Annotated in this window: 8 protein-coding genes; 4 read left to right on the top strand and 4 right to left on the bottom strand. The window is 67.5% G+C overall.

Translation table 11 applies throughout. From position 1 onward, the window contains the following. Positions 1-654: 654 nt before the first annotated feature. Together KHP16_RS23295 and KHP16_RS23290 are read left to right on the top strand one after the other, a co-directional pair. The gene (locus KHP16_RS23295) at positions 655-4,278 is read left to right on the top strand and encodes an autotransporter outer membrane beta-barrel domain-containing protein (protein WP_211961232.1); all 3,624 of its coding nucleotides are present in this window, start codon (positions 655-657) and stop codon (positions 4,276-4,278) included. A 102-nt stretch (positions 4,279-4,380) separates the two neighbouring features. After that, the gene (locus KHP16_RS23290) at positions 4,381-4,905 is read left to right on the top strand and encodes an SET domain-containing protein (protein WP_109582530.1); all 525 of its coding nucleotides are present in this window, start codon (positions 4,381-4,383) and stop codon (positions 4,903-4,905) included. Positions 4,906-4,944: 39 nt separating this feature from the next. On the opposite strand, the gene KHP16_RS23285 is transcribed toward KHP16_RS23290, so the two are convergent. The 4 genes from KHP16_RS23285 to phhA form a co-directional block, all read right to left on the bottom strand. Beyond that, positions 4,945-6,654 (bottom strand): sensor histidine kinase, encoded by a 1,710-nt coding sequence (locus tag KHP16_RS23285; RefSeq protein WP_109582531.1) that lies wholly within the window; start codon positions 6,652-6,654, stop codon positions 4,945-4,947. A gap of 79 nt (positions 6,655-6,733) precedes the next feature. Beyond that, complete coding sequence (locus KHP16_RS23280) at positions 6,734-7,438, bottom strand: response regulator transcription factor (RefSeq protein ID WP_109582532.1); 705 nt, start codon at positions 7,436-7,438, stop codon at positions 6,734-6,736. Positions 7,439-7,525: 87 nt separating this feature from the next. Then, complete coding sequence (locus KHP16_RS23275) at positions 7,526-7,825, bottom strand: 4a-hydroxytetrahydrobiopterin dehydratase (protein ID WP_211961231.1); 300 nt, start codon at positions 7,823-7,825, stop codon at positions 7,526-7,528. A gap of 102 nt (positions 7,826-7,927) precedes the next feature. After that, positions 7,928-8,818 carry a phenylalanine 4-monooxygenase gene (phhA, locus tag KHP16_RS23270; protein WP_211961230.1) on the bottom strand — a complete coding sequence of 297 codons (891 nt, stop codon included), beginning with the start codon at positions 8,816-8,818 and terminating at the stop codon, positions 7,928-7,930. A gap of 141 nt (positions 8,819-8,959) precedes the next feature. On the opposite strand from phhA, the gene KHP16_RS23265 reads away from it, so the two are divergent. After that, a complete protein-coding gene (locus tag KHP16_RS23265) occupies positions 8,960-9,433 on the top strand; it encodes an Lrp/AsnC family transcriptional regulator (RefSeq protein ID WP_109582535.1) in 474 nt (157 codons plus the stop codon). Between the two features lie 94 nt (positions 9,434-9,527). Then, entirely contained in the window at positions 9,528-15,515 is a 5,988-nt protein-coding gene (locus KHP16_RS23260; protein WP_211961229.1) for an alpha-2-macroglobulin family protein, read from the top strand. Positions 15,516-15,526 lie beyond the last annotated feature (11 nt).

Here is a 15,526-nt window from a genome sequence, read left to right as displayed (position 1 = left end):
AGATAGTAGTGATAGGTAAACGACCCCCTTTTCTGTGGATAACCACGTATACGTCAATTGAATCAGAGAGTTAGGTATACAGAAACCACAGGGATGAAGTGTTGGCGCGTGGGGATGACTCAACCTTTTGCATGAGGGCCCCCGACGTATACCTCCAACTTGTTCCGTATACGTCCCCATGTCAGCCCCAGCAAACCCACACCGTAAACGCAGCCTTATCCACCGCTGGAGGCGGGGTTATCCACAAAAGGCGGTCCGCGGCGCCATGTGCATCGTAAATATCTGAGAAATATGCATTGAATATCTGCTGATATTGGCGCGCATTACGATGGCACATCGAAACGGATTTCGTATTTAATATCTTCACGCCCCTGACGATTTTTCCGGTTACATCCCAATCGTGAAATCTCCGCGCGGGAGGTAGTGATGCGTATCAACGGTATGAGTGCAGGCATGATGCCGTGCCTTGGCGCCTGCCTGCTGGCTTCCACGGCATCCGCACAAGTCGCGATCCCGGTGGGGGAAGATATTGGCGGCTATTTGAATAGCGCTGTGGGCAGTATCCCGAATTGGAATGCCACACGATTCAGTTTCTCGTTGCAAAACGATGCGACATGGCAAATGGCGGTGCAATCAAATTCGGGCGAACGTCAGATGCTCGATATTCGGGGAAACGGTCATACGGTGACACGGGGATCGACTGCCGCGTTCTACTACGACGGCACCACCGTCGCGGGCAGCGTCGTGTCGTGGTCCGGTCTGCGGCTCACACAGGCCGGCGGGCCCGGGGATGCGGTGTTCCACGATCTTGGCAGCGGCCGGACCTCCGAGGTCCGGCTTGCCGACGTCACGTTTTCCGGATTGACCGGCGCCAACGGTACGGCATTCGCCCTGGCCGGCGCCATCGACGGCACCGCCATGCGCATCACCGCCGGCGCGGGCGGTGTCATGTTCTCTGGCAATACCGCCACGGGACGAGGGGGCGCGGCCTTCGTGCGCGCGGGGACGCTCGAGCTCGACGCGCAGGGCGGAAGCATCGCGTTCAGCGGCAACCAGGACCGCGCAGCCTCGGGTTCAGCCCAGCCGAATGCCATCCATTTCGCCGGGAATGCGAACCTGACGCTGCGTGCCGCGGCGGGGCAGCGCATCGTGTTTCGGGATCCGATCGATTCGGCCGACACCGCGCTCGTCACCGTGACCAAGACCGGGGCCGGCGAGGTCGTCTTCCATGGCAACGCAGGGCAGCCGGCGTTCGACTCGGCGATCCATGCAGATACTTCGGTGGTTGGCGGCACCTTCACGCTGGCCGACGGCGCCCGCTATGGAAGACACTACGGTCCAGGCGTTGCCGCCGGCGGAGCGTTCACGGTGAATCCGTCGGCGACGCTGCGCGCGGGCGCCGACGCAGCGTTGCGCGCGCGGCAATTGATCGTTCGGGATGGCGGCACGCTCGCGGTATCCGGCGGGCGGTTCGCCCTCGACGCGCTCGGCACCGAACTGCAAGGCGGTGCCCACATCGCGGGAGAGGGCACCCTGGCGTCGGCCCGCAATGTCGCACTGACGGGCGCGGTAACCGCCGATATCGCCTCCGGTGCCACGCTCGAGCTGGCGAGTCCAATGACGGGGAGCGGATCGCTGCAGAAGAGCGGGGCGGGCACGCTGGCCATCACGCGCGCGGCGGGCTACAGCGGTGGCACCACGATCTCGGCGGGCACCTTGCGTATCGGCGATGGCGCGATGTCCGGCAGCCTGTCAGGTCCCATCGCCAACGCCGGCGCGCTCGTGTTCGATCGCGGCGACGCGGTGACCTTTGGCGGCGTGATCAGTGGCCATGGCACGCTGACCAAGCGCGGGGCGGGCGAGTTGCGGCTGACGGCGGCGAATACCTATACCGGCCTGACCATCATCGAGGGCGGAACGCTCGCGTTTTCCGATCCGAATAACCTGGGCACGCTCGGCAACGGCATTGTGTTCGATGGGGGCACGCTGCGTTATCTGAATGGATCGTTCGGTTTCATCGGGCGGCCCATCTCCGTGCGCGCGGGAGGGGGGACCTTCGACAGCAACGGCTTATCGACCGAACTGCGAAGCGTGATGACGGGCGTCGGAGGCATCACGAAGCGGGGCGCCGGTACGCTGACGCTGACCGGCAACAGCCATTACACGGGTGGCACGACGATCCTCGGTGGCGTGCTTCAGCTGGGGAATGGCGGTACGAGTGGCAGTGTGGCCGGGCCGATCGTCAACGATGCGTCGCTCGTGTACCGGCGCGCGGATACGCTGGTACAGACGGGCGTCGTCAGCGGCAGCGGCTCGGTGACGCAGGCCGGGACGGGCAAGCTCGTGTTCCAGGGGACGCATCCATATGGTGGAGGGACGACGGTCGAGGCGGGGACGCTGGTGGTGGGAGATCGGCCGGACGTGCCGGCGGAACTCTCCGGCGGTGGACCGGTGGTCGTCGGGGTGAATGGCGCGCTGGGCGGGTACGGCAAGGTGACCGGTCCCGTGGTCAGCGCGGGACTGATCGGTGTTGGCAATGCTTTGCCGGCGCTGGCCGGCGGGCCCGATGCGGTGTTCACGATCGCGGGTTCGCTTGATCATCGCGGCATGGTCACGATGATCAACGGGGTGGCCGAAGACCGGCTTGTGGTGAGCGGCGGGCCGTATATCGCCAATGGCGGGACGATGCGCATCGAGACCGTGCTCGATGGGGGCGGCGCGGGGGCGCGCAGCGACATGCTGGTGGCCGACGCGACGGCGCTTGGCGGCGTTGGGGCGACACGTCTTGGCGTGGTGCCCGTGAGCGGGGCGATGGGCGCGGGCGCCGTGACGCCGGGCGATGGCATCCGCGTCGTGGCCGTGACAAGGCGCGAGCGGTCAGCAGCGGGTGCGTTCGTGCTCGAGGGCCGGGTGGTGGCCGGGCCGTACGAGTACCTGCTGTATCAGGGCGGCGTGGCCGATCCGGCGGACGGTCAGTGGTACCTGCGCTCGATGCGGCCGGCGCCCGTACCCACGCCTGCGCCCGCGCCAGCCCCAGCCCCAGCCCCTACGCCGACCCCAACCCCTGCGCCCGCGCCGGCTCCAGCGCCCGGACCCTCGCCCGCGCCGACACCCGTACCCGCGCCCACCCCTGCGCCCGCGCCAGCACCGAGCCCGGCGCCCGTGCCCACCCCTGCGCCCACCCCACCGGCGCCATCCCGCGTGCTCGAGCCTGCGGCGGCGCCGCTGCCGCTCTACCGGCCCGAGGTCGGCGCGTACCTCGCCAACCACCGCGTGGCAGGCCTGATGTTCGTTCACGGTCTACACGACCGGCCCACCGAGACCGGCCGGGCAGCGCCATGGCCGATGGTCGCCGCTTCGGACGCGACAGGGGTGTCTTCCACAGCAGGCACAGCAGGCACGGTGGGCGCATCGGCCACGCCCCTCGACCCCGCATCGTCCCGGCGCGGTCCCGTCTGGCTCCGGGCCGTTGGCCAGTGGTCCGGCAGCACCAGCGGCGACGACAGCCTCCATGTCTCCACCGATGGCTTCCTGCTGCACGGCGGCGCCGAGATCGCGCGATGGCCGGTGTCCCAGCGTGACGATGCCGGCGCGGTGCACGCAGGCATCATGGGCGCCTACGGTCAGGCCACGAGCCATGCCGACGCGGCCGGCAACGCGGCGCATGCGCGGGGCAATGTGGAAGGCTGGCAAGCCGGTGCCTACGGCACGTGGTACCAGCACGACGAGAGCCGCCTCGGTGGCTACGTCGACATCTGGTTCGGCCGCGGCTGGTTCCGACAGCGCGTGGACGGCGATGGATTGCCGTCGGTCCACTACGACGGCAGCAGCTGGAACGTCTCGGCGGAAGCGGGCTACGCCGTGCCATTGCCGAAAGGGTGGATCGTGCAGCCGCAGATCCAATGGCTCTACGCCAACGTTACCGATGACGACATCACCGAGCCCAACGGCACGCGCGTACAGGGCACGGGCAGCGATGGCACGATCACGCGCGTCGGCGTGCGCATCGCGCGGCCCATCGCGATGCCGGACGACAACGCACGCAGGATCGAACCCTCGCTCACGCTCAACTGGTGGCATGGGAGCACCGACGGCAGCGTGTCGTTCAACCAGGTGCCGATCGGCAACCTGTTCCCCGCAAACCGTTACGAGGTCAAGCTTGGCCTCGACGCCGCGCTCGGCCGACGATGGACGGGATGGACCCATGTGTCCGGCAGCTGGGGCGCGAACGATTTTCACCAGTACGCCGTGCGGGCGGGCATCACGTACACCTGGTGATCGTGGACAAATCGCGACGATCGAATGCGGTCGTTGTCACGACACGCAGGTATCATTCCGTTCGCGCCGGAACTCCCGGCATTTCTCCATTCGGGAAGGAACATGGCGGACAACGCGAAGGTGAAGAAAGCCGACAAGAAGGCCGGCGGGAAGAAGAAGACCGCGAGCGATCGTATCGAGGTCCGGCAATCGGGCGTGCATGGCCGCGGCGTCTATGCGATCGGCGATATCGCCGAGGACGAGCGCATCATCGAATACAAGGGCGAGCACATTTCGTGGAAGGAAGCGCTCAAGCGTCATCCGCACGATCCGGACGATCCCAATCACACGTTCTACTTCAGCCTCGATGACGGCAGCGTGATCGACGCCAAGTTCGGCGGGAACCGCGCCCGCTGGATCAATCATGCGTGCGAACCGAACTGCGAGGCCCGCGAGAAGAAGGGCCGCGTGTTCATCCACGCGCTGCGCGATATCGCTGAGGGCGAAGAGCTGTTCTACGACTACGGCCTCGTGCTCGACGCGCCGTACACGAAGAAGCTCAAGAAAGAGTTCGAATGCCGTTGCGGCAGCCCCGAGTGCCGCGGCACGATGCTCGCGCCGAAAGAAAAGCGCGGCAAGAAAAAGTAAGGGCAGCGAGTAAGACCGGCGCGGCCCGGGGGCGTGCCCTCAGCCGCGCTGCGTGACCTGCGAGAACGGCAGGCCGGACGGCGCGGGCGCGGGCTCGCAAGGGATGCGAATCACGAACCGCATCGACGGCCGGCGTGGCGCCGCGTCCGCGGGAACGCTGGCTTCCGCGCCTGCCCCCTCGTGCACGGCGGCGGGCACTGGCACGGGCGCGGGGACATCCTCGATGCGGATCGTGCCCTGATGCAGCGTCACGATCTCGTGCACGATGGCGAGGCCGAGGCCCGCGCCGCTCGGCGCGGCCTGCCGCGCGACACCGGGCGTATCGTCGCCGCGGAAGAAGCGCTTGAACACCTCGTCGCGGCGCGCCGGCGGAATGCCCGGCCCGTTGTCCTCGATCATCACCACGGCCATGCCGCGATGGCCCATGGTTTCGCCGCCGGCACGCACCGTGATGCGGCCGCCGGCCGGCACATACTTCACCGCGTTATCGATCAGGTTGCTCAGCGCCTCGCGCATGAGCAATCGATTGCCGCGCACCTGCGCGGGCGCGCCGCCCGTGAACGTCGGCCCCGGCAATACCTCGAAGCCCAGATCGATACGACGCGCCAACGCTTGCGGCACCCATTCCGCGCCGATCTCGAACGCGAGCTCCGCCAGATCGAAATGCTCGACGGGCCCGAGCCGCTCGAGCGATAGACCGGGCTCCGCGCGCGCCAGCGACAGCAACTGGTTAGAGAGCCGCACCGCGCGATCGGCGGCCGTCTGGACTTCCCGCAAGGCATGACGCGCCACGTCGAGCGTGTCCGCTTCCATCGCGCGGTCGGCATGCAGCTTGACGGCGGTGAGCGGCGTGCGCAGCTGGTGCGCGGCATCCGCAATGAACTTGCGCTGCGCATCGAGCGCATCGCGCAATCGAGACAGCAGCGCATTGAGGCCGCGAATCAGCGGCTCCACTTCCGCGGGCACCTGCGTCTCATCGAGCGCGGCCAGCGAACGCGCGGTCTGGCGATTGAGCTTGTCGGTCAGGATCTGCAGCGGCACGAGCTCTTCCTTGAGCACGTGCGAGAGGATCAGGCTGCCGAGCAGCAGCAACAGCAGCAGCGGCACCGACACGGAGAGCAGGATCTCGTTGGCGGCCGTCTCGCGGCGATCGAGCAGCTCCGCGACCTCGACCACGATCGGGCCTCGCGGCACGGTGACCTCGGGCGTGCCCGGGGCGGACGCATTCGTCGACGTGCCGTATTCATCGTTCGCCGGACTCGGCAGCGTCACCGGCAGCCGCACCGCGCGCACCTGACGGCCGCTGAACCACGCATAGAACAGCCGCGCGTCATGCAGCGACGTCTGTCCCGTGCCGTACCCGAGCCATGTATCCATCCCGCCGATGAGCCCATCGGGACCATGGATGCGCCAGTAGATGCGATCGCTGCCCTCGGCCTCGACGAGCGTCTGCGCGATCATCGGAATGTCCTGCTCGAGCCGCGGCCCGGCGATGCGGATCTGCTGCGCGATGTTGTTGGCCACGCCATAGAGCGCGCGATCGAATACCTGCGTGGTGTAGTGCGCGGCCAGCCAGTACGACAGCGAGCCGCTGGTGAGCACGAGCGCGAACAGCGGCGTGGCCAGCGCGCGGAGCAGATGAATGCGCAGGCTCGGGTTGGTCGCGCCCCGCGCCCCACCGCGCGCCCGCGACCCGGCCGCCGGCGGCGTGGCTGGCGAGGGAGGAGGCGGTTGATGGCGGGGCCACATGGCGATCGATGAGGACGGACGCAGGGCTCAGCCGAAGCGGAAGGAGACGGTCATGTTGACCGCGCGCGGCGCCGTGGCATCAATGTCCGGCGCGGATCTGCAGCAGGTAGCCAAAGCCGCGTACCGTGACGATTTCCACATCGCTGTCCTCGAGCTTCTTGCGGACGCGGTGGACATAGACCTCGATCGCCGTGTCGCCCACCGTATCGCCGCCCTCGCCGGCGGGATGCGCGAACGTCGCGAGGTGATCCTGCATCTGCGCCTTGCTGACCACGCGGCCCTGGCGCTGCAGCAGCAGCTCGAGCACCGCGAATTCGCGCGGCGACAGTTCCAGCGGGCGGCCATCGACGAACATGCGACGATCGTTCCCCGAAAGCCGCAGACGCCCCAGGCGCACATCGCGTTCGGGTGCGGCCTCGCCATGCTGGCTGCGGCGCAGCAACACGCGCACGCGCGCTTCGAGCTCGGGCAGCGCAAAGGGCTTGACGAGGTAGTCGTCGGCCCCGGCATTGAGCCCGGAGAGCTTGTCCTCGAGTTCGTCGCGCGCGGTCAGGATCAACACTGGCGTGGTGCGATTGCGCGCGCGGTAGCGGGCCAGCAGCGTCATGCCGTCAATACCGGGCAGGCCGAGGTCGAGGATCACGAGGTCGTGCTGGTCGCGCAGCAGATGGTCGGTGGCATAGACGCCGTCATGCACGACGCGGACCTGATGGCCAGCACGCGACAGGCCAGCTTCCACGCCACTGGCGATTTGACGGTCGTCCTCGATCAGCAGGATACGCATGGCTCTGTACGGGAAATTGGCATCGGTCGGCAATGTTGCCGATTGTACAGGGCCATGCCTTTCAGCGACCTAACAGGTGTCCGCGCATCAGCGCGTGAGGCCCGCAGCGGCCTTCTCGATGAACGTGGCCAGGTCGATATCGCGCTGGGTCACCCCATCGGCGTCGTGCGTGGACAGCGTGATGTCTACACGGTTGTACACGTTGAACCATTCCGGGTGATGGTCGGCCTTGTCCGCGTACAGCGCCACGCGCGTCATGAAGCCGAACGCGGCGTTGAAGTCGGCGAACCGGAACGATTTCTGAATGGCGTCGCGGCCGGATACGGGCGTCCAGCCGGGCAGGCCGGCGAGCAGGCTCGCGCGCGCCTCTTGCGAAAGTGGGGTCATGATCGGCTCGTCAGGGGCAGGGTTGGGATTGTTCCACAATAGGCCGGGATGGCGCATTGGGGGCGCATCGGGGGCGCATACGGGCAAGATAGCGGCGGCGTGTCAGATGTCGTCGCTGTCGCCCCACCCCTCGCGCGTTCCCGCATGGATCACGGTGTCGCCCTCGGCGATATCGCCCGCACCCATCGTCGGCTGCGCGCGCAGCGCGTCGTACAGCGGCGTGAAGTCGGGTCCTGTCGCCTCGAACAGCTGTTCGAAGCTGTCGATGACAAAGTAGGTCTTCTGGAACGTGTCGATGCGATAGCGCGTGCGCATGATGCGCCGCACATCGAAGCCGATCCGGTTCGGACTGGCCGCGTCGAGGCTGTAGATCGATTCGCCCTGACTCGACACGATGCCGGCGCCGTAGATGCGCAGGCCCTCGGGCGTGCGGATGAGCCCGAATTCCACCGTGTACCAGTAGAGCCGCGCGAGCATGTCGAGCGCCCCGAGCCCATGCGCTTTCAGGCCGCCCTTGCCGTACGCCTCCATATAGTCGGCGAACACGGGATTGATCAGCAGCGGCACATGGCCGAACACGTCGTGAAAGCAGTCGGGCTCCTGCAGGTAATCGAGCTGCTCGGGCTTGCGCATCCACCAGCTGGCCGGAAAGCGGCGGTTGGCCAGATGCTCGAAGAACACCTCGTCGGGCACGAGGCCCGGCACGGCCACGATCTGCCAGCCGGTCGCGCGCATCAACCGTTCGTTGAGCGCGCCGAAGTCGGGCACGCGATGCTTGTCCATGCCGAGCGTGTCGAGGCCCTCCAGGAACTCGTTGCAGACGCGACCCTTGAGCATCGCGGCCTGCCGTTCGTAGAGCGTTCGCCACATCGCGTGGTCGGTGTCGGTGTAGCGATGCACGGGCTGGGCGATCGTGAAGTCGTCGCCTAGCGTCTCGCCCGACAGCAGGCCGGCGTCGAACTGTTCTTTCAGTTTCTCGGTGAGGGTAATCATGTCTGCTCCACGGCCCCGTGCATGCGGGAATACTGCACAGTCTAGCGAGGCATGCGCGCACAAAAGCCGCAAAGTCGCCGCCCGTGCTGGAGTACATGCATATAATCTGCGCCATCACCACATTTCATGCGGGAAGCGTGTATGGTCGAACTAGATGCTTATGATCTGGCGCTGCTCGCGGCGCTGCAAACCGACGGCCGCTCGACCCATCAGCAACTGGCCGACCGCATCCATCTGTCGCCCAGCCAGGTCGGCCGCCGCATCGCCCGGCTCGAGGCGGATGGCGTCATTACCGGTTACCGCGTCAATCTTTCCCACCAGGCGCTGGGCCTCGGCGTCGTCGTATTCATCAGTATCAAGCTCGCCCACCACGGCGACACGGCCGTCGAGCGCTTCCGGGAGGAGATCCTGCTGCTCGACGAGGTACAGGAGTGCTACGCGGTGGCGGGGGAAGCCGACTATCTGGTCCGCGTGGTCGTGCCGGACCTGCCCATGCTCGCCGACTTCACGATGAAGAAACTCATGCGCGTGCCCGGCGTGGAGAGCGTGCGGTCCAACATCGTGCTGACCGCGCTAAAACGGGAGGGCCAGCTGCCGCTGTCGCATTTGCGCTGAAAAGCAAGTCTCCACCGACTGAAATGTGCGCAGGCTTGCGCTTGCCATCGGCCCATGTCACGCTCGCCGGGTGCCAAAACCGGGAGAGGCAGGGATGAGGGGAATCGTCGCCGTCGGGTTCGCGTCGCTGGCCGCGCTGAGTACAGCGCAGGCGCTCGCCGCGCAGATCACGCGTTTTTCGCCCGAAGGGGTGGTGCCGCGTGTGCGGCAGGTGGCCATCCGTTTCGACGAACCGATGGTCCCGATGGGCGACCTCAAGGCCGCGGCGCCCGCCGCCGTGTCCTGCCAGGGGGGCGGCGCGAACGGCCAGGGGCGCTGGGTGGACGCCAGCAACTGGGTCTTCGACTTCGAGCAGGACTTGCCGCCGGGCGTGCGCTGCACGGTGCGGATGTCCACCTCGCTCAAGAGCGTGGCCGGCAAGGCGTACAGCGGCAAGCCCGAATACCGCTTCGAGACGGGCGGCCCGACGGTGATGTCGGCGCGGCCCTCAGGCGGCCAGATCGAGGATGATCAGGTTTTCGCGCTGCGCTTCAACGGCGCGGCGACCGCGGGCTCCATCCAGTCTCACGCATGGTGCCAGGCCGAGGGCCTTGGCGAACGTATCCCCGTGCGGCTGCTCACCGGCAAGGACCGTGACGCCGTGCTCGGCGCGATTCGCTGGTCCGATTTCGCGAAGCAGACCCCCGACGCCATTCATCTGCTGACCTGCCAGCAGCGCCTGCCCGCGGGCGCGCGCATGCAGCTCGTGCTCGATGCGGGCATTGCCACGCCTTCCGGTGTGGTCACGCGCGATGCGCGCCGGTTCGACTTCACCGTGCGCGAGCCGTTCGCGGCGGGCTTCACCTGCGAGCGCGAACGCGCCGAGGCACCCTGCACGCCGCTGCGCCCGCTGCGCGTCACGTTCACGGCGCCGGTCCCGCGCAAGATCGCGGAGCGCGTGGTGCTGAAGACGCCGTCCGGGGATCGCTCGCCGACTTTCGATCCGGATCTTTCGCCCGATGCGCCGGTGGAATCCGTCTCGTTCCCGCCGCCGTTCGCGGAGAACGCCGCGCTGACGATCGAAGCGCCGAAGGACCTGAAGGACGATGCGGGTCGCACGCTCAGCAACGCCGACCTGTTCCCGCTCAAGGTCGCGATGGCCGCGCTGCCGCCGCTCGCGAAATTCGCGGCCGCGCCGTTCGGCGTGGTGGAGCGCTTCGCGGATGTGCCGCGCAACAAGTCCGATGGCGACTATCCGCCGCTGTTGCCCGTGACGCTGCGCAACGTGGAAGCCGATCTGCCGGCCACGACGGTGCGCGCGCAGGCGGGGACCGTCGCGCGGCTCAAGGTCGACGACGATGGCGCGGTGTTGCGCTGGCTGAGTCTCGTCAAGCGCATGCACGAGACGTCGTGGACGCGCGGTGAACTCGATGCGGTGCTGGCGGGCAAGTCGCCGTACGACGTGCGTAACCCCCGTAATGCGCCGTCCATCGAAACGCGTTCGGTTTCGCTGCTCGACAAGGCGGCGGGCGTGCGCAAGCTCGATATCCCGAAGCCCACGGGCGGCGATCCGCGTCCGTTCGAAGTCGTCGGCATTCCGCTGCCCGAGCCCGGTTTCCATGTCGTGGAGATCGCCTCGCCGCGTCTCGGCGCCGCGCTGCTCGGCCGGCAGGCGCCGATGTACGTGCGCACCGCCGCGCTCGTCACCAACCTCGGCGTGCATCTGAAGATTGCGCGTGGCGCGGGTGGCGACATGAGCGGACTGGTCTGGGTCACCACGCTCGACGATGGCAAGCCCGTCGCCAACGCGGCTGTTGCCGTACGCGATTGCGACGGCAAGCTCTATGGCGAAGCGCGCACCGATGCCACGGGCGTCGCGCGTTTCGACAAGCTGCCCGAGTCGCGTCACGACGACTGCGCGAACGGCCTGTCCGGCTACTTCGCCTCCGCGCGCATCGCGGCCGATCATCCGCAGGCGCGCGGCAAGGCGGACATGGCGTTCGTGATGTCCGACTGGAACCGCGGCATCGAGACGTGGCGCTTCAACGTCCCGACCAACATGAGCGCAACGCAGACCCTGCGCGCGCATACCGTGTTCGATCGCACGCTGCTGCGCCTGGGCGAAACCGTGTCGATGAAGCATCTGCTGCGAACCGAAACGCTGCAGGGCTTCGGGCTGCCGTCAGGCGACAACGCCATGCCCGCGAAGCTCGTCGTGACGCACGAGGGCAGCGGCCAGACCTACGAGATGCCCGTGCAATGGCGTGCCACCGCAACGGGCGGCCGCAGCGCCGAGAACACCTTCCAGATTCCGCCGGCGGCCAAGCTCGGGGTGTACAACACCACGCTGGTCTATGCGAGCGGCCAGTCGCTCGATACCGGCGGCTTCCGTGTCGAAGCGTTCCGTCTACCCGTGCTGGCAGGGACGCTACAGGCCGACAAGGATCCGAAGGCGAAGGGTAACGCGCTGATCGCACCGTCGTCGGTGCCCGTCGGCATGGAGATCCACTATCTGTCGGGCGGCGGCGCATCGGGGCTGCCCGTGCAACTGTCGGCACTGCTGCGCCAGAAATCGGTGAACTTCGCCGACTACGACGACTTCTCGTTCGACGCGCCGCGCCAGCGCAAGCAGGCCGGTGGCGGTGACGAGGATGCCGATGAAGATGACGACGCGTCGTCGCAATCGGAGCGGCTCATCGCCGACAAGGTACGCGTCACGCTGGATCGCAACGGCAACGCGAAAACCACGCTCAAGGATCTGCCGAAAATCGAATTGCCGACGGACCTCGTGCTCGAGGCTGGCTTCGCGGATCCGAACGGCGAGATCCAGACGCTGCGCCAGACCGTGCCCGTATGGCCGGCGGGCGTGGTGGCTGGCATTCGCGCGGGCAACTGGGTGTCGGTGACGCAGAAGATCGCGGTGCAGGGGCTCGCGCTCGACACGGAGGGCAAGCCGCTTGCCGACACGCCCGTGCAGATCCAGGCGCGGCTGCGCATCAATACGTCGGCACGCAAGCGGGTGGTCGGCGGCTTCTATCAGTATGACAACCGTAGCGAGATGAAGGACCTCGGCACCGTGTGCGAAGCGCGCACCGATGCGCAGGGCCGCGCGCACTGCAACGTCGCGCTTGCGCAGGCGGGAGAAGTGGAACTCGTGGCGGTCGTGCGCGACAGCGATGGCCGCATGTCGCGCGCGGCCACCACGGTGTGGGTCACGCGCGCGGGTGAGCTGTGGTTCGGCGGCGAGAACCACGACCGCATGGACGTGATTCCCGAGAAGAAGTCGTATGCGCCCGGCGATACCGCGGTGTTCCAGGTACGCATGCCGTTCCGCCGCGCGACCGCACTGGTCGCCGTGGAAAGAGAAGGTGTCATCGAGACACAGGTGGTCGAACTGCGTGGCGACGATCCCTCGATCCGCCTCAAGGTCAAACCCGAATGGGGCCCGAACGTGTACGTGTCGGTGCTCTCGCTGCGCGGACGTCTGCGCGACGTGCCCTGGTATTCCTTCTTCACGTGGGGCTGGCGCCAGCCCGTGGATTGGTGGCGCGCGTTCCGCACCGAGGGGCGCGAGTATGTCGCGCCATCGCCGCTGGTCGATCTGTCGAAGCCCGCGTTCCGGCTCGGCCTCGCCGAGATTCGCGTCGGTAACGAAGCGCATCGCCTGGACGTGACCGTCACGCCGGACAAGGCCACGTACCCCGTGCGCGGCAAGGCGCGTGTTGCCGTGCAGGTGAAGCTGCCGGACGGCAAGCCCGCCGCGAATGCCGAAGTTGCGTTCGCTGCCGTCGATCAATCGCTGCTTGAACTGATGCCCAACACGAGCTGGAATCTGCTCGACGCGATGCTGCAGCGGCGCAGCTATGGCGTGGAGACGTCGACCGCGCAGATGGAAATCATCGGCAGGCGCCACTATGGGCGCAAGGCCGTGCCCGCGGGCGGTGGCGGCGGCAAGAGTCCCACGCGCGAGCTGTTCGATACGCTGCTGCTGTGGAATCCGCGCGTGCAACTCGATGCCGAAGGCAAGGCCTCGCTAGAGGTGCCGCTCAACGATTCGCTGACGAGCTTCCGCATCGTCGCGGTAGCGGACCTCGGCGTCGGCCGCTTCGGCACCGGCAGCGCGAGCATCGCGGCGACGCAGGACCTGCAGATGATCGCGGGGCTGCCGCTGCTCGTGCGCGAGGACGACCGCTATCGCGCGATGTTCACGTTGCGCAATACGACGCAACGCGCGATGACGGTGGAGGCCAGCGCGCGCGCGACGCTCGTCGAGGCGCAGACGCTGCCGACACAGACGGTGCAGTTGCCCGCGGGCGAGTCGCGGGAGATTGGCTGGGACGTGACCGCGCCCGCGCTGCTCGCGTATAGCCGCAGCGGAACGATCCAATGGGAAGTGCAGGCGGTGGAGAAGGGCGGCGGCAATGCCAGCGATCGCCTCAAGGTGTCGCAGCAGATCGTGCCCGCCGTGCCGGTGACGGTGCAGCAGGCCACGCTCGCGCAGCTGTCGCCATCGCTGTCGATTCCGGTGCAGGCGCCTGCCGATGCGCTGGCGGATCCCACGGGCAAGCTGCGCGGGGGTCTGCAGGTATCGCTGCAATCGTCGCTCGCGGGCGGCATGCCCGGTGTGCGCGAGTGGTTCCGCGCGTATCCGTTCTCTTGCCTCGAACAGCGGACGTCGAAGTCGATCGGCCTCAACGATACGGCCGCCTGGGATGCGCTGATGGCGCAGCTGCCGTCGTATCTCGACAGCAACGGGCTCGCGTCGTATTTCCCGCTGTCGAGCGAGGGATCGCAGGGCAGCGTGACGCTGACTGCGTACCTGCTGGCAATGACGGACGAGGCTGCGCGCGCGGGGTTGCCGATGCGCGTGCCGGATGCATTGCGCACGCAGATGGAGCGCGGACTGACGGCATTCGTCGAAGGCCGCATCACGCCGCCACGCTGGGCGCCGCAGTCCGCGACGATGGATCTCGAGGTACGCAAGCTTGCCGCGCTGGAAGCGCTGTCGCGCACGGGCCATGCGCAGGCGCGCATGCTGGGTTCGATCCAGATCCTGCCCGCGCAGTGGCCGACGTCCGCGCTGATCGACTGGCTGTCGCTGCTGTCTCGCATGCCAGATATTCCGCAGCACGATGCGCGCGTTGCGGAAGCCCAGCAACTGCTGCGCGGCCGGCTGACGGTGCAGGGCACGCGACTGGTGTTTTCCACCGAGCGTGACGACAACTGGTGGTGGCTGATGGCCAATAGCGACGTCAACGCGGCGCGTCTGCTGGCGGTTGCCTCGCAACTGCCGGCATGGAAAGACGATGTGCCGCAGCTGGTCACGGGTCTGCTGGGCCGCCAGTCGCGCGGGGCATGGAGCACGACGACAGCCAATGCGTGGGGCGTGCTGGCGATCGCGCGTTATGCGCAGACGTACGAGCGCACGCCCGTCAGCGGTACGACGCGCGCCACGCTGGGGCCCGAGTCGCGCGCGTTCGACTGGGCGCGCGCCACCACGCGCGACGGTATCGCCACCGGTGCCGTCGATCTGCCATGGCCCGCCGGTGGGCCATCGAAGCTCTCCGCGACGCCGGTGGCCGCACCTTCCGCGCTACAGGTCGAGCATGCTGGCAGCGGCCGCCCGTGGGCCACCGTGCGCGCGTTGGCGGCGGTACCGCTGCGCGAACCCATTGCAGCGGGCTATCGCATCCGCCGCACCGTGACGCCGGTGGAGCAGGCGGTCGCCGGCAAATGGTCGCGCGGCGATACGTACCGCGTGAAGCTCGATGTCGATGCGCAGGCCGATATGACGTGGGTCGTCGTCAGCGATCCGGTACCGACCGGCGCGACGATCCTCGGCAGCGGGCTGGGGCGCGATTCGGAGATTGCCACGCGCGGGCAGCAGGGCGGTACGTACGCGACGTTCGTCGAGCGCACGCCCGAGGCCTACCGTGCGTACTACGACTATGTGCCGAAGGGCGCCTTCACCGTCGAGTACACGGTGCGGCTCAACAACGCGGGTGAGTTCGCGTTGCCGCCCGCGCGGGCCGAAGCGATGTACGCGCCCGATGTGTTCGGCGCATTGCCGGTCGATCGCCTGACCGTGGGGGCGCGCCCGTGATCCGCTTTGCC

It is taken from the genome of Cupriavidus plantarum (assembly GCF_905397285.1).
Taxonomy (GTDB): domain Bacteria; phylum Pseudomonadota; class Gammaproteobacteria; order Burkholderiales; family Burkholderiaceae; genus Cupriavidus; species Cupriavidus plantarum.
Note: the sequence above shows the minus strand (reverse complement) of the source record. Positions and strands in the feature narration are given on the sequence as shown.

Coding starts and splice junctions, on each gene's coding strand:
- KHP16_RS23285 (WP_109582531.1), bottom strand. CDS start 6,654: ATGTGGCCCCGCCATCAACCGCCTCCTCCCTCGCCAGCCACGCCGCCG.
- KHP16_RS23275 (WP_211961231.1), bottom strand. CDS start 7,825: ATGACCCCACTTTCGCAAGAGGCGCGCGCGAGCCTGCTCGCCGGCCTG.
- KHP16_RS23280 (WP_109582532.1), bottom strand. CDS start 7,438: ATGCGTATCCTGCTGATCGAGGACGACCGTCAAATCGCCAGTGGCGTG.
- KHP16_RS23260 (WP_211961229.1), top strand. CDS start 9,528: ATGAGGGGAATCGTCGCCGTCGGGTTCGCGTCGCTGGCCGCGCTGAGT.
- KHP16_RS23265 (WP_109582535.1), top strand. CDS start 8,960: ATGGTCGAACTAGATGCTTATGATCTGGCGCTGCTCGCGGCGCTGCAA.
- KHP16_RS23290 (WP_109582530.1), top strand. CDS start 4,381: ATGGCGGACAACGCGAAGGTGAAGAAAGCCGACAAGAAGGCCGGCGGG.
- KHP16_RS23295 (WP_211961232.1), top strand. CDS start 655: ATGCTCGATATTCGGGGAAACGGTCATACGGTGACACGGGGATCGACT.
- phhA (WP_211961230.1), bottom strand. CDS start 8,818: ATGATTACCCTCACCGAGAAACTGAAAGAACAGTTCGACGCCGGCCTG.